A 20,705-nucleotide genomic window follows, 5' to 3' on the forward strand; every position below is an offset into this window, starting at 1 on the left:
GACAGCTTTTTTTATATTTATACTTCTGAAGTGGAATATAAATATAGTTTATAGGGATTTAATATTGTATGACTTTACTATAAGTACTCATGCTGTTTTGTTTCGAATGAGTCCGTAGTGAGTCCGTTATGAGTCCGTAGCAAGTCCGTTAATGTGTATAAAATAACGGAGTGAGTATGGACATACGATATAAGTACTAATGAGGTATTCGCAATCTAGGTACAATCTAGCTAAAATAAGAGTAATAGAAAAGGCTGTCCACGGACAGCCTTTTCTGGTATAGATTATAAGAGTATAAATGTGGAGTACTATTTCCATCCACCACCAAGAGCTTGGTATAGTTTTACTCTTGAAATTAGTTTGTTCTGTTTTAATTTGTTTAGGTTCAGCTCACTATCTAGCATATTTTTTTGTGCATTGATAATTTCGATATAGTTGGCATATCCACTGTTAAACAGTAAGTTAGATTGCTTTACCCCTAATCTAGAAGTCGCTACTTGCTCTTCAGCGATCTCTATCTGCTCTTTCACTGTCTCTAATGTGATTAAGGCATCAGATACTTCTGTGATAGCTGTATAGACAGACTTCTGAAGGTCTATTTCTGCTTTTTCTCTTTCTATTTTAGCTACTTCATAATCTGTTTTTAGTTTTCGCTTATTAAATAGAGGAGCGGCTACATCACCTATTAACCCACCGAATAAAGAACCAGGTATATTAAACCAATTCTTACCTAACATACTATTTAATCCTCCCGTTACATCTATTGTAAGAGAAGGGTATCTGCTAGTCTGTGCTACACCTACTCTTGCATTACTCGCTTTTAGAGCTAGCTCTGCTTGTTGTACATCAGGACGCTGACTCACTAAGTATAGTGGTACTCCTGTTGTCAGTGTTTCTTGGTAGTTGACCTCTGCTAACTTAGTATCTCGCTCGATAGCATCTGGTAGCTGTCCTGTAAGCAGGGATAGCGCATTCTCCTGAACTGCTATTTGCTGTTTTAGAGAAGGGATTAACGCCTTTGCTACTAGCATTTGGTTACGCGTCTGTTGAATAGCAAGAGAGGTGGTCTGACCTGCATCTCGTTGTAGTTCAACTATCTTTAGGGTATTCTTCGTCAATTCATAGTTAGACTGAGCTACTTCCATCTGAGCATCTAGCAGTAGTAAGTTATAATATCCTTCTGCTATATTAGCGATTAGAGTAGTCTGTACCGCTTTGCGAGCTTCGTGAGTCTGTAGATAGTTCGCTAGAGCTTCAGCACTCATGCTCTTCATCTTTCCCCAGACGTCTAATTCCCAGCTTACACTTAGAGAAGAGACGTATTGAGCAGAGTTGACATACATATTCTTAGGAGCGTCTTTCCCTTTATTTTCGTAGTATTTACTTGCTGCTGATCCATAGTAATTAGAAGAGCGATACTGATAGGCTACATTACCAAGTGTCATATCTACTGATGGCAGCCATTCTAGTTTAGCTTGTCTAGCCTTTTGGTCAGCTATTTCGATATTCTTTATAGCATTAGCCATATCGAAGTTGTGTTCTAATCCACTGTTGATTAATTCAATCAACTTCTCATCTTCAAAGAACGTCTTCCAATCAATATCAGCTATTCCTACCGAATCCCTAGTATTGTTGATAGAGTCTAGTTGACCTCTATACTGTTCTGGCAATTCGAATTCAGGTGCTTTATAGTTAGACTGTGGAGCACAAGAATGTAAGGCTAAAGCTGCGGAAACCACCGATACATATAAAGTGCTTGTTATAATTCTTTTTGTGTTCATGGTTTCTATCTTTTATTCATTAGTAAGTTTAGATTTAAGTTTTTCGTCCCAAGTCTGGAAGATATAGAATAATACTGGGATAATAAATATACCTGCAATTACTCCAAATATCATACCACCAGCAGCACTGAAGCTGATCGAGTGGTTTCCTTGAGCTGATGGTCCTACTGTAAACATCAACGGTATTAAACCTGCTACGAAAGCAAATGATGTCATTAGGATAGGTCTTAGACGCATTTTAGCTCCTTCTACGGCAGCATCGAATATCGACAATCCGTTTTTGCGCTGTTGTAGAGCGAACTCTACGATAAGGATGGCATTCTTCGCTAATAACCCGATCAACATAATCAATCCTACTTGTACATAGATATTGTTTTGTAATCCAGCTAGGTTAACGAATAGGGCTACCCCTAATAATCCTGTCGGTACTGTCAATAGAATCGCTACTGGTAACAAGTAACTCTCGTACTGAGCACATAATAAGAAGTACACAAAGATGATACTTAGCCCAAAGATGATAATCGCTTGGTTACCCGAATCTTTTTCTTCTAATGACATACCTGTGTACTCATAAGAGTAGTTACCAGGTAGTTGTTCTGCTACTTCTTCTATCGCTTTCATCGCATCTCCTGTACTATATCCTGGTGCAGGGTTAGCTTTGATAGAGATAGAGTTATATAAGTTATATCTAGTTACGGTCTCTGGACCTAATACTTTCTTCAGTTTAATCAAGGTATTAGCAGGTAGCATTTCTCCATCTTTGTTCTTTACATAGATAGAAGAGAAGGACTGTGGACTCTCTCTAAATGGGATGTCTGCCTGCATATATACACGGTACGTTCTACCGAATCTATTAAAGTCCCCTGCTTTTACACGACCATAGTAGTTCTTGATAGTAGTCATTAGGTCTTTTACACTTACACCTAACGATTTTGCTTTTACATAGTCGATCTCAAGTAAATACTGAGGGTAGTTTGCTTTAAATGAAGTAAAGGCATTAGATATTTCTTCTCTTTCATTTAATTGTTTAATTACCTCATCACTCACTTGGTTGAACTCTGTAAATCCACCTCCCATACGGTCTTGTAATACAAACTCAATTCCTCCAAAATCACCAAAACCAGAAATAGTAGGTCTAGGGAATACGTTAAAAGAAGCCTCGTGTATCTGTGATAAATCGCCTTGTATCTCTGCGATAATCTTGTCTATATTCTTTACTTTACCTCTTTCTTTATACGGTTTAAGGTTAATATACCCTACTGCAAATGATGGGCTGGCATTACCATCTATCGTATTATATCCTGAGATAGCTGTCATCCCCTCGATATCCGTACGCTGTTTTAAGATACTATCTGCTTTCGCTAATACTACCTTAGTACGAGCTAATGAAGCTCCTGGAGGCATCGCTAGAGAGTAAGTGATATAACTATCATCTTCTCTAGGGATAAATGAAGAAGGGGTCTTGTATAAATATAGAACTCCAACTCCTATGATTAGGGCTAATCCTGCGATAGCTACTTTTTTGTTCGTAATTAACTTCTTGATCGTTACGACATACTTCTCTGTAAAACTGTCAAATGCAGTATTAAACGCAAAGAAGAACTTATTGCGTACTCTCTTAAATCCTGCTTGAGGTTTCTGAGCAGCATATTCTTCTCCTGATGGTTGCTTTAAGAATAAAGCACATAGTGCAGGACTCAGCGTCAAGGCATTCACAGCAGAAATCAAAATAGCGAAGGCTAGGGTATAAGCGAACTGCTTATAGAATATCCCTGCAGGCCCTTGCATAAATCCTACTGGTAAGAATACTGCTGACATGACTAACGTAATAGAGATAATAGCTCTCGTAATCTCGTTCATCGTCGTGATTGTCGCTTCTTTAGCCTTCATTCCTGTATGATGCATCTTCTCGTGGATGGCTTCCACTACTACGATGGCATCATCCACCACAATACCGATGGCTAGTACTAAGGCAAACATGGTCAATATATTAATAGAGAATCCCATTAAATAGATAAAGAACAAGGTACCTACTAGCGAGATAGGAATAGCAATAACTGGAATAATTGTAGAACGGAAATCCTGTAAGAACAAGTAAACAATAATAAACACTAAGAAGAATGCCTCGAATAGTGTACTTCTTACTTGACTAATAGATTCGTCTATCTGCGCTTTTACAGAATAGCTAATTTCATAATGCACTCCTTGTGGGAATGATTTAGACAGTCTCTCTAATGTTTTGCGCACTGCGATATCGATATCACGTGCGTTAGAACCGTTGGTCTGTGTAATATTCATCGTTAGACCAGGGTACCCGTTCACACTGTTATCACTACCTACGTTAGAGGCTCCGAACTCTACTCTAGCTACATCTTTTAGCAGTAGAACAGAACCGTCTTTATTCGTTTTAATAACGATGTTCTCGTATTGTTCAGGTAAGTTAAATCTCCCTTTGTGCTTTAAAGCAGTCTCAAAGGCTTCATCAGATGTCTCCCCAAAGCTACCTGGTGCAATCTCAAAGTTTTGATCTTTGATCGCACTGATGACATCTTGTGGAGTTAAACTATATAAGGCAAGCTTATCAGGGTTTAACCATGTTCTCATAGAGTAGTCACGAGCACCAATACGGCTCACAGAAGCTACTCCTGGTACACGAAGTAATTCACGGTTAATATTAATCTGTGTATAAGCTTGTAAGAAAGTTTCGTCATATACTTCTTCTGGGTGATCACTGTAGAAGTTGATCGTCATAATGTTACCACTAAGACGAGGAGTCACAGATATACCGTTCTCATTCACTTCTGATGGTAGATCACCAGCAGCTTTACTTACTCTGTTCTGTACGTTTACCGCAGCTTGATCAGGGTCAGTACCTGCTTTAAAGAATACGTTGATTGTTCCTGATCCACTGTTACTCGCTTTAGAGCTAATGTAGGTCATATTGTCTACCCCGTTAATAGATTCTTCTATCGGAAGTAAAACACTCTGAGCAACAGTCTCTGCATTGGCACCAGGGTAAGAAGTTGATACACTTACACTAGGAGGTGCAATCTCTGGGAACCTTGTAATTGGCAGTAAGGTAAGCCCTACTAGTCCTAGTAACACAAACATAATTGAGATTACAGTGGCTAATATGGGGCGTTCTATAATGGCTTTTAACATATTAAATTGTTTTGTAAGGCGAGTACAAATACTCTAAATTCTGTTTTTGTCTTTTGAATAGTACTTTGTCTAGTTTAAAGGTTTTACATACATCCCTTCAGTAAGTTTATCAAAACCTGTTTTGATAATTCTATCTCCGATTTGTAATCCTTCAGATACGATAAAGTTATTTCCTGACACTCCATTTAATTCGATAGACTGTAATTTTACTTTGTCTTCTTTATCTAAGATATAAACAAAAGTCTTGTCTTGTATAGAAGTAGTTACTTCTTGTGGAATAAGAATAACACGAGGATTTGTTTCTTTTAGTTTGATCGTTCCTGTATTACCTGATCTCATCACGTCTTTAGAGTTTGGGAATGATGCTCTTAAAGAAATAGAACCTGTTGTTCTGTTTACTTGTCCATTGATCATATCTACTTTACCTTTCTCAGGGTATTCGTGTCCATCTGCTAAGATTAGAGAAACGTCTGGTAAGTAGTGCCCATTGCTGATACTAGCTGTATCTGTTTTCTTATTGTCTTTGCTGAAGTATAAGAAGTCAGACTCACTCATCCCGAAGTACACATATACCTCACTCACGTCTGATAGTACAGTTAGAGGTTCTTTATCTCCTTTAGATACTAAGTTACCAATACGCTTAGGCATACGTCCGATGTATCCACTTACAGGTGCTTTTATAATAGTGTAGTCAAGACTAATCTTAGCACTATTAACAGCAGCAGTAGCTTTAGCCAAAGAAGCTTTCGCGATATCGTAGTTAGACTTTGCTGTTTCTAATTGTACCTGAGCGATAACCTCATTATCGATAAGAGGCTTTAGGCGGTCTATTTCTAGTTTTGCGTTTTTAAGTTTTGCTTTCTCTACATTTTCAGTAGCGATCATATTGTTTAAAACTTCTTGGTAAGGTAGTGGGTCTATTTGGAATAAAGGTTGCCCTTCTTTTACGAAAGCACCTTCATCTACGAAAATCTTTTCAAGTATACCTTCTACTTGAGGTCTGATTTCTACGTTTACTTTTCCCTCTATATTTCCTATATAATCTTTGATTGTAATTGCAGTTGTTGTATCTACTTTTATGATAGGTAAGGCTAAAGCATTTTCTTTAGGATCTAGTGTTTTAGATGAACCTATATTGCAGCTGTTAATTCCTATCAATGTACCAAACATAATCAACGCTGAAAATGCTACTAAAACTGTTTTTCTACTTGTAATCATAATTCTTTAAATACTATTTGTTGTTGTAGGTGAGAGTCTATCTCCACAGTAACCTTACTCAATACTAATGCCAAAACGACTTTATTTGTAATCAAAAACTAATTTAATAAATATAAATGTTTGATTTGTAGGTTTTTGTATTTGTTTTGTGTTATTGAGTAATAGTCATTATTGTTTAAATTTAACTAATCTTATTTATAAAAGTTGTTGCTTTTTGTGGTATCGCTCCACATATTGGCAAAGATAATGTTTTTAGAATAGTAAGAAATGATTGAATTTATTAGGTAAATATTAATTAATACTCATAAATTATGTTAACAAAGGTGTTTGGGAGCGCTGTATTTGGGATTGAAGCTACAACTATCACAGTAGAGGTACACATAGATGGAGGAGTAGGATATCACTTAGTAGGGCTACCTGATAATGCGATAAAAGAGAGCAGCTATAGGATAGCCGCAGCATTGAAGAATAACAGTTATAAGTTTCCAGGGAGGAAGATAACAATCAACTTAGCACCTGCTAATTTGCGTAAGGAAGGTTCTGCTTATGACCTAGTGATTGCTATTGGTATTTTGGCAGCTTCTAACCAGATGTCATTACAAGAAGAGTTGTCGGATTATATTATTATGGGAGAGCTATCCTTAGATGGTACTGTACAGTGTATTAATGGAGCACTCCCTATCGCTATAAAGGCAAAAGAAGAAGGGTATAAAGGAATTATAATTCCAAAAGAGAATGAGAAGGAAGCCGCTATAGTAGAAGGATTAGAGGTATATGGTGTCAGTAATATAAAAGAAGTGATAGACTTCTTAGAGGGAAAGGGGGAGTTAGTACCAGTGGAGTTAGACTTCACTAAGATGTTTAGTGAAGAGTCTGAGCATCACCTAGAGATAGACTTTAAGGATGTGAAGGGACAAGAGAGTATCAAGAGAGCGATGGAGATAGCTGCAGCTGGTGGGCATAATATCATCTTAATAGGTCCTCCAGGTTCTGGAAAGACAATGCTCGCCAAAAGACTACCAAGTATACTGCCTCCGATGACACTAGAAGAAGCATTAGAGACAACTAAAATTCACAGTGTAGTAGGAAAGGCAAAAGACTGTGGGCTGATGAGGTCTAGGCCCTTTAGAAGTCCTCACCACACTGCGTCATCTGTTTCTCTAGTAGGAGGGGGAAGTTATCCACAACCTGGTGAGATATCTCTGGCGCATAATGGGGTACTGTTTTTAGATGAGTTGCCTGAGTTTAAAAGAGAGGTATTAGAAGTGATGAGACAACCACTAGAAGATAGGGAGGTGACTATCTCACGGGCAAAGTTTACAATAACGTATCCTTCCTCATTTATGCTAGTGGCAAGTATGAATCCGAGTCCGAGTGGCTATTTTAATGATCCTAGTGCACCTGTCAAGTCTACACCACTAGAGATGCAACGGTACTTAAGCAAGGTGTCTGGTCCTCTGCTAGACCGAATAGATATACATATAGAAGTAAATCCTGTACCTTTTGAAAAATTGTCAGATAAACAATTGTCAGAACCAAGCCAAGATATCAGAGAGCGAGTAGTAGTGGCAAGAGAAGTACAATCAGATAGATTTAAATCTCATAAAGGAGTTCATTATAATGCGCAGATGTCTACTGCTCTGCTAAGGAAGTACTGTGCCCTACAAGAAGATTCGCTAAACTTATTAAAAACCGCTATGGATAAGCTAAACTTATCAGCCAGAGCCTATGATAGGATATTAAAAGTATCTCGCACAATAGCTGATTTAGATGGTTCAGAAAATATAAAGCCCCAGCACATAGCTGAGGCAATACAATATCGTAGTCTAGATAGAGAGGGATGGCTAGGTTAGCGCTGTTTATTCTCTTCTAGATTATATCCTATGACTTGTTTATACAACACAAAGTATACTGCGAATAAATAAGGTAAGACAAATAAAATACCAATAACAAAGAATAGTAAACCACTAATCAAAAAGAAGTAGTTCAGTATTATCGTTAGGATGATAGGGATAGGTTGTTTATTCACAACCATGATACTATTCTTTATTGCTGCAATAGGCTTTAGGTGCCCAAATATAATTAAGGGAATAGTGAATATGGTCAAAGTACTAATGATCCAGTTAATAGCCATAGAAACCATTTCAAGGTTTTGTAACTTTAAAGGAATAGTAATCGCCATAAAGACAAGTGATATCAATAAATGAGATATAAAGATATAAAGCCCTTTTATATTAAAGAAGTACTTAAATGCATTAAAGAAAGAAGGAACTTCATTTAAGTGTACTTGTGCATTTAATTTATAAAAACCACCTATAAGTATGCTTCCTAGAGCGCTAAATATAGCAAATGATACAAGATAATAATAGAAAAAAGGAGGTTCTGTTAGCTGTCTAGTCATTTCCTGAATTTGTTCTTGTAGAACATCTTGATTAGGATCTAAGGTGACGAATTGACTTAATATCAGAGAACCTAGTAGTGTCGCAGCAAAAAAGGTAAGTAATAAAGTTGTAATTACTAGTAAGAAGGTCTTTCTGTAGTAATTAAACGCTTCACTCATTACCTGAAATGGAGCTAGTGCAAAACTATTCTGTTTAATATTGTCTAGTATATCTTTTAAGTTTGTCATAAGGTTAGGCTCTTAAGAAGAGTCTTTTTAATTGTCTATAAATATTAGTTTGTTTGTGGTAGGAAGATGTGAATCTATCGGATAAAGTCAAAAGTATTTCCTTGCTTGATATCCGCAGTCTCGAATCCTTTCATAAACCACTCTTTTCTTTGTTTCGAACTTCCATGCGTGAACGAGTCAGGATTTACTTGACCTGTTACTCTTTTTTGTATTGCGTCATCTCCTACAGCTTGTGCAGCACTTAAGGCAATATCAATATCTTTAGCGTCTAAGTACTTTTGATTATACTTAGCCCACACACCAGCATAGAAGTCTGCTTGAAGTTCTAAACCTACGGATAGTTTATTCGCTTCTTTCTTACTCATACTTTGTTGAGCTTGGTGTACTTTACTATTAGTACCTAATAGAGTCTGTACGTGGTGACCTACTTCATGGGCGATAACATAAGCGATAGCAAAGTTACCTCTCTCTGCTCCAAAACGAGTGTGTAGTTCTTCAAAGAATCTTAAGTCCATATACACTGTTTCGTCAGCAGGACAATAAAAAGGACCTACCTCAGCAGTAGCATTACCACATTGTGTATTCACTTTATCATCGAATAGCTCCATTTTAGGCTCGCGGTATTGCATTCCGTTTTCTTTGAATATCTTGTGCCATACATCTTCAGTGTCAGCAAACATCACAGCTACCATCTTACCCATTTCTACTTCTTCTTGAGAAAGGTTTCTAGTTTCTACTTGTTCTGTTTGTTGACCTTCACCCATTTGTTCTAATACAGGAGCTATTTGTTTACCTGTTTCTCCTCCAAATAGGTATAGCAACATCGCTATAATACCAATTAAACCACCTCCTATAGCTGTTTTCCCAGCTGAAGATTTACCTCTATTGTCAGTAACGTTTTTACTTTCTCGTCTACCTTCCCATTTCATAATGAAAAATTTTTATTGCAAAAATAGGAAAAATAGAGGAGTATAGGTCAATATGTGAGAATATTGCTAGTAGAACGAATGTTTTAAAATAAAACATCCCTTTCTAAAATAACTAGAAAGGGATGATCTTTATGAAGTATTCTTTACTTTTGTAAAATAAAGGTTATAGAAATTTGCGTCACTAAACAAAATTTATAATCTCACGTACCTAGTACTTTACAAAGTTAGAATAGAGTGAGACATAGGGTCATATTTATCATGGAACATAAAGCGGAGATTTTGTGAATGATGCTGTTTATCTATTCATTAAAAGTCACTCTTTGAATATCTGATGAAATACTTCTTTTTACATAGAAATATAATGTGCCTATACCTCCTTTTATCAAGTAAGTCAAAAGTAATAAAGTTAGATTTACACTTTACCAAGTTTAAAAAGAAACTTTAAACTAGTTAATAGGCATAGCAAATATAAAATTTTCTCCATTATTACCAACATCCGCAGGTATAGACTCACTTGTTTCATCAACTCCTGCAAACCATGTCCATAACGTAACCTCATCGGCAGTAACCTCTACTGGTATTACACCTGTTAACATAGAAAAACCTCCGTATGTAGCTATAGAAGGAGATAACCATCCCGAAATATAAATACTAGTACTTATAAATTTAAACCCTGTTTTCGTATTAGAAGTATTACTACTACTTAGAGTTATTCTCACCCATTTATTTTTAGTAGTTGATGCAGAAGTATTACTTCTTAACAGTTGCCCGATATTAATAATCCATTTTCCTCGTGTTAAATTAATAGAAGCACCTAATAACACATGTGAAGCAACTGATTTTGTTGTAGTATTAGGTTCTCCTAATATTGTAGGTCTTATAGATGCAGGAGATTGCCACGTTCCTACACCATTTTCATTACTCATTAAAACCTTTGATTCACCTTGTGTACCATCAGCTATTCTAATAGCACCTCTTGTGTCACTCAAAATATCCAATTTAAAATTTGGATTAATAGTTCCTACCCCTATTTTTCCTTCTTCATCTAAAACTACATCATTTTTTATTTGTTCAGCATTCGGTTTTTCAAATAAAGGGTTGTCTTTTTTTCCATCAATGTGTAATGGTTGTAATGGTAATGAAGTATTTACTCCTAGTTGGGAATAAGCGACTTTAAATACAAACATACATAGGATAAAACATATTTTCTTCATGATTTTTTTAAAAATAAATATATAGCTAAAGATGTTAATTTTTATATATTTTGTATAAAAATTAACAAAAAACAATTACTGCTGAATATTTTTTTCTTTATTAGCTACTTTAACTATACTAAATTGTTTTTAGTGAGTAGATTTAGTTTTAATCATCTTTAAAAAGGTGTTATGGAAAATAGTTTATTTAAATAATAGCGAATACCTGCCCTAATAAACGAAATGGGCAAGATAATGAAGATGATTATTTTGATGAAAAATCATAAAAAAAAGATATGTTATTGAAAGAACCAAGGCTTGGTTAGATAGCTTTCGCTCTTTACTAAATAGATTTGATACCACACTTTCTAGCTGGATGGCATGGAACTTTATAACTTTTATTGTTATAGAACTAAAAATACTTCAGCAAAATAAAAAGTTGAGATGACTTCTAATTATCTTTTATCTTATTAGAATGTATAAGCTAAACTAAGTTTGAATGACAGTGGTGTAGTAGCTCTCCATCCATAGTGTGTGTATCCCCACGCACCAGGGAAGTGACCTACATAATTATATCTATCTGTGATATTATTAACAATTACGTTGAATGCATAGTTGTTCTTTTTATACGATACTCCTCCATCAAGGGTGAAGTAGTCGTCTGGTAAGAACTTTTTAGCTTGTACAGGAGCTTGTGAGCGATCTTTTTGGTATTGGTATCCAAGAGAAAACCCTAAACCTTCGAATGTACCTGATTGAACTCTATAAGTAAGCCATGCATTAGTACTGTGCTTAGCAGTTCCTGGTAATAGTTGTCCTTTCTTAGCTGGATTATTATCTTCAGTTATCTTAGCATCAGTATACGCATAGTTCATTGTCAAGGTCAAACCATCTGTAATTTGTCCATTTAAGTCAAATTCTACTCCTTTAGACGTAGCCTTCCCACTCTGTACCATAATTTGGTTATTAGCAGAGGCATCACGTGGGGTAAGGATATTTGTTTTATCTACTTGGTAGAAAGCTAATGAAGTGAATAGTTTTTTCTCAAACCATGTCTTCTTTAATCCAAATTCTTTATTGGTTCCTTTAGAAGGATCAGCTGTTTTGTTGTTTTCTAATTGACCAACTTGTTCTTGGAAGCTCTGATCATATAAGGCATAAGCTGAGAATGATGGAGAGATATTATACGTGATACTAAAACGAGGAGTATACGCTTGATTCTTTACAACATCTCCTTTAGAAGCACTCGTTGTTTTCTCTGTTGAGGTGTAGCGTACCCCAAGCCCTAATCTAAGTTTCTCATCTAATAGAAGAAATTCGTCTTGTACATATAGAGAGATATAGCTATATTCTTGAATATTACCTGCTGCTCGTTCTCTTAGTGAACGTGAACGGTCATAAGTAGGGATATCTTTTTTAGTAAGCTTACCATACACAGGGTTATATATATTAAACGATGGACCTACTGGAATAGCATTTCCTTTAGTATCAGAAATAACAGACCAATCAGCCATGTGTTCTTTTTGCCCCATATCTAGCCCAAATAACACATTGTTTTTAATCTGATCTGTGATCTTAAATTTGCCATTCATATAGACTTGCCCAACTTTAGCTGAGTTATACGCATCATTTACAGAAAGTGCTCTTTGTACATTGCCTTTATCGTCTATAGAGTTATAGATAGAGTACAGACTTTCTCCTTCCATAGTAGCTTCTACATAACCCAGTTTAGCAGTAAGATTCCAATCAGCACTTAATCTGTGATTAAGGTTAATAAACACATTGTGTTCTTTAATCATGGTAGGATCTATGATAGGGTCAGTGAATGTAAATTTACGAGGTAGTTCTTTAAACTCCTTTTTAGAATAGGCATATTTAGAGAACCCACCTTCGAACTCATTAGAGTTGAATATATACTCAAAGGTAATATTCGTATCATCACTAATATTGTACTTTAAAGAAGGTGCTAATGATAAGTAATTGTTTTTGTTGTACAATTGGAAAGAACTAGCTTTTGTAGCCATCCCATTGATACGGAATAACAGTCTCTCATCCTTTGTTAGCTTAGTATCTACATCTACCTCTGCACGATATAGATTATAGCTACCTAGTATAGTCTTAACCGTAGTTTTGTTACTACCTGTTGGTTTTTTGGTTACGATATTATAGAAACCACCTGGTTGTGTGTTTCCCATCATAAAACCTGCTGGTCCTTTTACAAACTCTACACGTTCTATAAAGGTATTGTCTTCTCTGATAGGGCCAAAGCTTCCTGAGATATCCATACCATTTCTTAGATTACTAGCGCCATAACCACGTACATATATACCTGCACTAGCTTGCTCTTGATGTAATACAGATCTTACACCGCTCACATTCTGAGCAATAGCATCACTCATCGTCATACTAATCTGATCATCCATTAACCCTTTATCTATCACTTGGATGTTTTGTGGTACATCTAATAGGTTAGCTGCTGTTCGCAAAGAAGAAGAAGAACGAATGTTTTTATTTGTATTAATGACTACTGCATCTAAGGTTTCATTGTTGTCATCAAATAGCATGAAATCTTTTATGACAGTTTGATTTGCAGGTATAACGATACTGTCTTTTGTAATGCTATTTTTATACTGAAGAGTAATAAGGTATTTACCTGATTCGATATTTTCTAGTAAGTAGTATCCGTTATTATCTGAAACAGTTTTAAATAAGTTGTTATTTAAAGTAATTGTAGTTCCTACCAATTTTTCTTGAGTATGGCTCACAACAGTTCCTTTGATATTCCCCTTTTCTTGGGCATAGGTACTTATATTGATCAAAAGTAGACCAGTAAGTATGAATTTATGACTTGTGTTGATTAAAAAGAATCTTTTCATCTGATACTTAATTTAGATTGAATAAATTTGAATGCGGAAACAAAAGTATATTCTATATCATGGAATGACTTAGCCAAAAGGGAATAAAAATTAGCAGTTTAGTAATCAATAGGTGGTTTTATGAGTAAAGGTGATCAAATCGTTGAGTTTTTTGAGTTAGAGAATATGGTAACTAATGAGATGTATCAGAGTAAAAAGGAATTAGTAAATGATTCTGGGAGTTTCGTGACTTATCATATCTTTGATTCTGCTGATATTATTATTAGACAGTATTATCTGAAGTATACACAAGATTATGCCCTGCACTATGTTTTTGAAGAAATAGAGTATGTAGAGCTAAGTTTCTTTTTTGGGAAGCATATCGTCAGAGATGTCATTAATGGGACACCTAATAAGTACTTGCCTTTTTACTGCTATTTGACTTATCTGAGTACAGGATCTGTAGCAGATGTCATATTCGAAAAAGATGCTGTATATGAGCATTTAGATATCTACTTACCTTTAGAGTTCTTTAATGAATGGGGACAACAAGATGAGGCTATAGCGAAGTTTACTACTGCGATAAAGAATGACCAGACCTCTAGGTTAATTAAGGATATAAAACTGACGCAAGAGCTTTTAGTACTGTTAAATGAAATTAAAACATGTAGTTATAAAGGAATAGCTAAAGATATGTATGTCAAAGGGAAGGTACTAGAGGTAATATCTGTATTGTTACATGAGAAAGAGGTTGGGGTAGAGGAGTGCTCTAAGTTACAGCTTGGGGTAAAGCTGACACCAGAAGATGAACTAATACTATCTAATATAAAAGAATTTATAGACCTTAATTACCGAGAGTTTTATACTACAGAAGAACTGTCTAAACTGTTTTTTATCAATGAGTATAAACTAAAGAGAGGCTTTAAGCATCTGTATAATCTAGGACTATTCGAATATGCTCAACATAGACGTATGAATATCGCTATACAGAAGTTAGAAGAAGCTCATCATACCATTGCAGAGATAGCTTTTGACTTAGGATATTCTTCTTCTGTTGCCTTTTCTAAAGCGTTTAAGAAACACTTCGGATACCCTCCTAAACGATTTCACCTGACTTAGTAAGATTTAAATAAAAAAGACGGAATACTTTAGATAAAGTATTCCGTCTTTTTATATTATAAACGAAACTGTGGATTATGCCATAGTAGTGAAAACGTTTTGTACGTCGTCATCTTCTTCGATTTTTTCTAATAATTTTTCTACGTCAGCTATTTCTTCTTCAGAAAGCTCTTTCGTTACTTGTGGTATTCTATCGAATCCAGAAGACAAGATCTCAATTCCTCTACCTTCTAATTCTTTTTGGATAGATCCGAAGCTTTCAAAAGGAGCATAAATCATTACACCATCTTCATCTTCAAAGATTTCATCGATACCAAAATCAATTAATTCTAATTCGAACTCTTCTAGATCTCTACCTTCTTCAGCAGGGATTCTGAAGTTACATGTATGGTCAAACATAAACTCAACAGACCCTTGTGTACCTAAAGTACCGTTGCATTTATTGAAGTAACTTCTAATGTTGGCAACAGTTCTATTGTTATTATCTGTAGCACATTCGATTAAGAAAGCGATACCATGAGGTCCGTATCCTTCGAATATTACTTCTTTATAGTTTTCAGTATCTTTATCAGTAGCACGTTTAATGGCACGCTCTACGTTATCTTTAGGCATATTCGCTGCCTTAGCATTTTGTATTACGGCACGAAGGCGAGCATTAGCCTCGGGATTAGGTCCACCTTCTTTTACAGCCATTACGATATCCTTACCAATTCTTGTAAACGTTTTTGCCATAGCAGACCAACGTTTTAGCTTACGTCCTTTTCTAAATTCAAACGCTCTTCCCATAATAATTTGTTACTTAATTTTATAATCGCAAAAATAACTCATTATTCAAATATATCATAAAAAAAAAGGAAGCTTATTTTTAAGCTTCCTATTCTTTTGCCTTATTTTTTATAAAAAGGTGTTTTTACCACTTTTGCTTCAACATCATTCTTACGAATACGGATGAATATCTGGCTTCCTTCAGCAGCTAGTGCTACAGGTACATATCCCATACCGATTCCTTTACCTAATGAAGGAGATTGAGTACCAGAAGTCACTTTTCCGATTACGTTACCTTCAGCATCTACGATTTCGTAGTCATGTCTAGGAATACCTTTACCTACTAGTTCGAAACCAATCAATCTATTTTTGATACCTGCTTCTTTTTCAGCTTTTAAATTATCAGAGTTGATGAAGTCTTTTGTGAACTTCGTTACCCATCCTAATCCTGCTTCTAATGGAGAGATCTCATCGTTTAGCTCATTTCCATATAGGCAATATCCCATCTCTAGGCGTAATGTATCACGCGCAGCTAATCCGATAGGTTTGATCCCCCAGTTAGCACCAGCTTCAAATACTTTATTCCAAAGAGCTTCTACATCTTCATTTTTTACATATACTTCAAAACCACCTGAACCTGTGTATCCAGTAGCAGAGATCACTACATCTTTTACTCCTGCGAAAGTATCAATCACAAAGTTGTAGAATTTGATATCCGCTAAGTTAACGTCAGTTAAGCTTTGCATAGACTCAATAGCCTTAGGTCCTTGTATCGCTAAGATAGAGTAGCCATCAGATAGATTCTCTAAGGTAGCATTCATATCATTATGAGAACTTACCCAGTTCCAATCTTTTTCAATATTTGACGCATTTACTACCATCAAATATTCATTTTCATTCACTCTATAAGTAATAATATCGTCTATAACTCCTCCAGTAGTATTAGGGAAGTAGCAGTACTGAGCTTTACCATCTACTAATACAGAAGCATCATTAGAAGTAACTTTTTGGATTAATGCCAAAGCATTTGGTCCAGAAATTTTGAAGATTCCCATATGAGATACGTCAAAAACACCAACACCGTTTCTAACTGTTTCGTGTTCAATGTTTACTCCTTCATATTGTACAGGCATATTAAATCCTGCAAATGGAACCATCTTCGCTCCTAAAGCTTCATGGATATGGTTTAAAGTTACTTGTTTCATTGTGTTGTTAATGATTTAATTATAATTAGGTGCTAAAGTAAGTTTTTTTTACCTCAAATAAAAGTGCTTTTGTATGGAGATTGTTGTGTTAGTATGAATTAATTATATTATTGATATTAACTACTTTGTTTTATTATAGATAATTCTTTGTTATTGATTTTTAAATGATTATAGTTTTTATTATCTTAGAGTAATCTAATTTATAAAGAATTAAAGTATGGAAAGGGCAATTAAAATATTAATAGCACTTTTATTGATCTTAAGTGCATTTACTTCTTCATCAGATTTTGATCTTTTAGTGGGATTTATCGTTATGGTTGGTTTAGGAATATTAGCCTATAACTCTCATATCAATAAGAAAGTTATCGAAATGGCAATGTATATTCTTATTATTGGAATATTCCAGCCCTTTTATGCTATCCCTATAGAGCATATATGGTGGGTTATAATAGAATTAGTAGTAGCAGCATATTTAGTTCTATCTGCTATATTTGTTAAGTCTAAAGCAGTAGCGCAAGATTAGTCTTATCCCTTTTTTGAAGATGAGCTAAAACAAAAAGCTTATCACAACACCAGTTGTGATAAGCTTTTTGTTTTTAAGAGCCCTGTTTTGGCTGTAGAAATGAACGGCATGTACTAAAAGTAATGTCAATTTAAATTTTAATGAATAAAATTATGTTTTATTGAAAAAGATATATGTAGTTGATTATAAGAGTTTTTAAATGTTATTTTATTGATTGATTTTCTGTTTTTATATTAATTTATTACGTCTAGTTCTTTTAAATGTTAATATTTGCTTTTTTTTTGTATATTAGCACTGTTAAACTTTGAAGATATTTAAGAACATCTAATTACTTTAATAAAAAACAGAGTGGGGACTTGTTTTTTTTTATATAGATGATTCTGATTAGGCCATTCTTTGGGATGGCCTTTTTTTTAGGTTTAATAAGCTAAAAATTGGTATTTGTGTTTGCAATTTTAGTTTTTAAGGTGAGTAAAAAGCCTGGGTAGATCACCCTGGCTTTTTTGTTTCTATACCTGTTGTCTTAAATTAAAAACATAAAAAAAAACCAGAGCTATGGTGATCGCTCTGGTTAAAAAAATGAAAGGTATTATAAAAAAAATGATGATTAAAGTTTAAGATTCTTTAGTCGTAACGAGTTTGTAATAACTGATACAGAACTAAAGCTCATCGCTACAGCTGCAATCATAGGTGATAATACTATTCCGAAGATCGGATATAGCACACCTGCAGCGATAGGAATACCTACACTATTATAAACGAAGGCAAAGAATAGGTTCTGTTTAATATTCTTCATTACTCCATGACTTAGGCTAATAGCCTTCGGTATACCTGCCAAATCTCCTTGTAGTAAGGTTACTTCTGCACTTTCGATAGCGACATCAGTTCCAGTACCCATAGAGATACCTACATTAGCTTGGGCTAGAGCAGGAGCATCATTAATACCATCACCTGCCATGGCTACTATCTTTCCTTGTTCTTGTAGTTTCTTTATTTCGTTTAACTTATCTTCTGGCATAGCCTCAGCTAAGAAGTGTTTAATATTTAATTCTGTAGCCACAGCCTGCGCTGTTTTAGGGTTATCCCCAGTGATCATAATCACTTCGATTCCTTTATTTTGAAGATCTTTTACAGCTTGTTTACTCGATTCTTTTATTTTATCGAATAATACAGCATATCCTATGACTGTATTGTTATCAGCTATATAAGATACAGTTTTTCCTTGGCTTTGTTCTTTTTCTACTTGTTGTAGTAAGCTATCAGTTAGTGATGCTTGTACTACATCCATAAGTGCTTTATTCCCTAGAGAAATACGTTTTTTATCTACTAGACCTTGTATTCCTTTTCCTGTGATATTGTTAAACATCTTTACAGGGGTTAGGCTTAGACCGTCTTCTTTCGCTTTTTTAGTAAAAGAAGTCGCTAATGCGTGCTCACTATTTTGGTTAAGCGAGGCAGTTAGCACTAGTAAATCTTCTGCTGTGTAGTCTGGAGATATACTCACGATTTTCTCTACAGATGGCTTACCTTCTGTCAGTGTACCCGTCTTATCTGTGATTAATACATTTACTTTATTGGCTGTTTCTAGTGCTTCAGCATTTTTAATCAAGATACCATTCTGTGCCCCTTTACCTATTCCTACCATGATAGACATCGGAGTCGCTAGTCCTAAGGCACAAGGACACGCAATGATTAATACTGCTAATGCATTAACGAATGCATAAGCTAATCTTGGTTCAGGCCCTAATGTCTTCCATAGAATAAAAGTAGCTATGGCGATAATCACTACGATAGGTACGAAGTACTTCGCTACTTGATCTGCTAGTTTTTGGATAGGCGCTCTAGATCTACTGGCATTATTCACCATCTCAATGATTTGAGAAAGCAATGTTTCGTCACCTACCTTCTCTGCTATCATGATGAACGAACTATTTCCATTAATGGTACCTGATACTACTTTATCACCTTTTACTTTGTGTACTGGGATAGGTTCTCCAGTGATCATAGATTCATCTATACTCGATTCTCCTTCTATGATTTCGCCATCTACAGGTATCTTCTCTCCTGGTTTTACACGCAGGTGATTTCCTTTGACAATTTTGTCTATTTGTATTATTTCTTCTCCATTTTCAGTAACCAAAGTTGCTTCTGTAGGAGATAGTTTTAGTAATTCTTTTATAGCGGTATTGGTACGACTATGCGCTTTTGCTTCCATTACTTGTCCTACTAATACCAGTGTAAGAATCACGGCTACAGATTCAAAGTAAAGGTGAATACCATGCTCTCCTTTAAAATCATCAGGGAAAAGATCAGGGAAAAATAAGGCTACAACACTAAAGATTAACCCAGCAGCAGATCCTAAACCGATTAAACTAAACATATTCAGATTCCATGTCTTAAATGAAGTCCATGCTCTACTAAAGAACATCCAACATACATAGACTACAGGAATAGTGAATAATAACTGTATATAGTTATTCCATTCATGTGGTACAACTTTTCCGATAGGATCCCCAGGTATCATAGACCCCATGGCTAGTATAAATACTGGAATAGTGAAGGCTACCGAGATACGCAGTTTCTTCAGCATATCTGTATATGTAGTATCTTCTTGTTCTACTAGTATGGTCTTAGGCACTAAGTTCATCCCACATTTAGGACAATTCCCCGGTTTGTCATAGGTCTTGTCTCCCTCACATAGCATCGGACAGTAGTAGACTGTCTTCTCTACTTTAGGTGCAGGGATTTGTTCTAAGTTCATCCCACATACAGGACAGCCTACATTGGTATCATATACTTTATCCCCCTCGCATAGCATCGGACAGAAGTATTTACCCGCTTTATCTTCCATTCCCTTAGGAAGTTCTTGTTGGTACATATCTTCTTCTGATACTTCTACAGCTGGTAGAATCTCTTGCGTACCATCTTCATGAGTTACTATTTCTTGTAGTATATAGTTTCCTTTTTTAAGTAATTCTTTCTGAAGTGTTAAGGTATCTATATCATGATGAGACTCTATATTGGCTTGCTCTTGTTCTAAAGAAACTTCGGCCGTTACACCGTGTATTTCATTTAGGGTATCTTCTATCTTGGTTCTACAGCCATTACAGCTCATACCACTTACTTTATATTCTTTTTTCATTTGTACAATAATTCTTTTTGTGCAGATACAAAGTACGAATAAAAAGACAGATATAGTGTTATACAATTTTGAAGAAGGGTTATACAGTTTTGTATTAATGTAGAGTGAATTTGTTTTTATTGATTAGTTTATGTGGGTTTGTTATCGTTTTTTTAGAGTAATTTCTGCTATATGTTGCAATGAC

13 protein-coding genes and 1 pseudogene are annotated in these 20,705 nt (G+C 35.3%); 4 read left to right on the top strand and 10 right to left on the bottom strand.

All coding sequences use genetic code 11. The annotated features are described in order from the left end of the window. Window positions 1-308: 308 nt before the first annotated feature. The 3 genes from BK054_RS10765 to BK054_RS10775 form a co-directional block, all read right to left on the bottom strand. Complete coding sequence (locus BK054_RS10765) at window positions 309-1,781, bottom strand: efflux transporter outer membrane subunit (RefSeq protein ID WP_006260798.1); 1,473 nt, start codon at window positions 1,779-1,781, stop codon at window positions 309-311. Window positions 1,782-1,793: 12 nt separating this feature from the next. Next, a complete protein-coding gene (locus BK054_RS10770) occupies window positions 1,794-4,943 on the bottom strand; it encodes an efflux RND transporter permease subunit (protein WP_058699434.1) in 3,150 nt (1,049 codons plus the stop codon). 69 nt (window positions 4,944-5,012) lie between these two features. After that, window positions 5,013-6,161, bottom strand: coding sequence for an efflux RND transporter periplasmic adaptor subunit (locus tag BK054_RS10775; protein WP_006256783.1), 1,149 nt, complete (start codon window positions 6,159-6,161; stop codon window positions 5,013-5,015). Window positions 6,162-6,472: 311 nt separating this feature from the next. On the opposite strand from BK054_RS10775, the gene BK054_RS10780 reads away from it, so the two are divergent. Then, window positions 6,473-8,014, top strand: coding sequence for a YifB family Mg chelatase-like AAA ATPase (locus BK054_RS10780; protein ID WP_006260801.1), 1,542 nt, complete (start codon window positions 6,473-6,475; stop codon window positions 8,012-8,014). Here the strand turns inward: BK054_RS10780 and BK054_RS10785 are convergent. From BK054_RS10785 to BK054_RS10795, 3 genes are all read right to left on the bottom strand, one after another. Continuing rightward, entirely contained in the window at window positions 8,011-8,790 is a 780-nt protein-coding gene (locus BK054_RS10785) for a hypothetical protein (RefSeq protein WP_006256780.1), read from the bottom strand. The two genes, BK054_RS10780 and BK054_RS10785, sit on opposite strands and share 4 nt — an antisense overlap. Before the next feature lie 74 nt (window positions 8,791-8,864). Next, window positions 8,865-9,719, bottom strand: a complete 855-nt coding sequence (locus BK054_RS10790; RefSeq protein ID WP_006256779.1) for a neutral zinc metallopeptidase — start codon at window positions 9,717-9,719, stop codon at window positions 8,865-8,867. A 446-nt stretch (window positions 9,720-10,165) separates the two neighbouring features. After that, window positions 10,166-10,933, bottom strand: a complete 768-nt coding sequence (locus BK054_RS10795; RefSeq protein WP_006256778.1) for a hypothetical protein — start codon at window positions 10,931-10,933, stop codon at window positions 10,166-10,168. A 191-nt stretch (window positions 10,934-11,124) separates the two neighbouring features. Here BK054_RS10795 and BK054_RS18615 point away from each other — a divergent pair. Continuing rightward, a pseudogene (locus BK054_RS18615) lies at window positions 11,125-11,360 on the top strand (IS5/IS1182 family transposase); the annotation flags it as partial. Window positions 11,361-11,382: 22 nt separating this feature from the next. On the opposite strand, the gene BK054_RS10800 reads toward BK054_RS18615, so the two are convergent. Further along, the gene (locus BK054_RS10800) at window positions 11,383-13,788 is read right to left on the bottom strand and encodes a TonB-dependent receptor (RefSeq protein WP_058699436.1); all 2,406 of its coding nucleotides are present in this window, start codon (window positions 13,786-13,788) and stop codon (window positions 11,383-11,385) included. 120 nt (window positions 13,789-13,908) lie between these two features. Between BK054_RS10800 and BK054_RS10805 the strand changes: the two genes are divergently transcribed. Then, on the top strand, window positions 13,909-14,886 hold the full coding sequence (locus BK054_RS10805) for a helix-turn-helix domain-containing protein (protein WP_058699437.1): 978 nt from the start codon (window positions 13,909-13,911) through the stop codon (window positions 14,884-14,886). A 75-nt stretch (window positions 14,887-14,961) separates the two neighbouring features. On the opposite strand, the gene BK054_RS10810 is transcribed toward BK054_RS10805, so the two are convergent. Together BK054_RS10810 and gcvT are read right to left on the bottom strand one after the other, a co-directional pair. After that, window positions 14,962-15,672 carry a YebC/PmpR family DNA-binding transcriptional regulator gene (locus tag BK054_RS10810; protein ID WP_006256775.1) on the bottom strand — a complete coding sequence of 237 codons (711 nt, stop codon included), beginning with the start codon at window positions 15,670-15,672 and terminating at the stop codon, window positions 14,962-14,964. Window positions 15,673-15,773: 101 nt separating this feature from the next. Next, window positions 15,774-16,856 carry a glycine cleavage system aminomethyltransferase GcvT gene (gene gcvT / locus BK054_RS10815; protein WP_006260805.1) on the bottom strand — a complete coding sequence of 361 codons (1,083 nt, stop codon included), beginning with the start codon at window positions 16,854-16,856 and terminating at the stop codon, window positions 15,774-15,776. 217 nt (window positions 16,857-17,073) lie between these two features. Here gcvT and BK054_RS10820 point away from each other — a divergent pair, with 217 nt between their 5' ends. Continuing rightward, window positions 17,074-17,379, top strand: coding sequence for a DUF6804 family protein (locus tag BK054_RS10820; RefSeq protein WP_006256773.1), 306 nt, complete (start codon window positions 17,074-17,076; stop codon window positions 17,377-17,379). A gap of 607 nt (window positions 17,380-17,986) precedes the next feature. On the opposite strand, the gene BK054_RS10825 is transcribed toward BK054_RS10820, so the two are convergent. After that, window positions 17,987-20,521: a heavy metal translocating P-type ATPase gene (locus tag BK054_RS10825; protein ID WP_006263130.1), complete on the bottom strand. Its 2,535-nt coding sequence runs from the start codon at window positions 20,519-20,521 to the stop codon at window positions 17,987-17,989. Window positions 20,522-20,705: the final 184 nt, after the last annotated feature.

It is taken from the genome of Myroides sp. ZB35, assembly GCF_001865835.1.
In the GTDB taxonomy this organism is placed as follows: domain Bacteria; phylum Bacteroidota; class Bacteroidia; order Flavobacteriales; family Flavobacteriaceae; genus Flavobacterium; species Flavobacterium odoratimimum.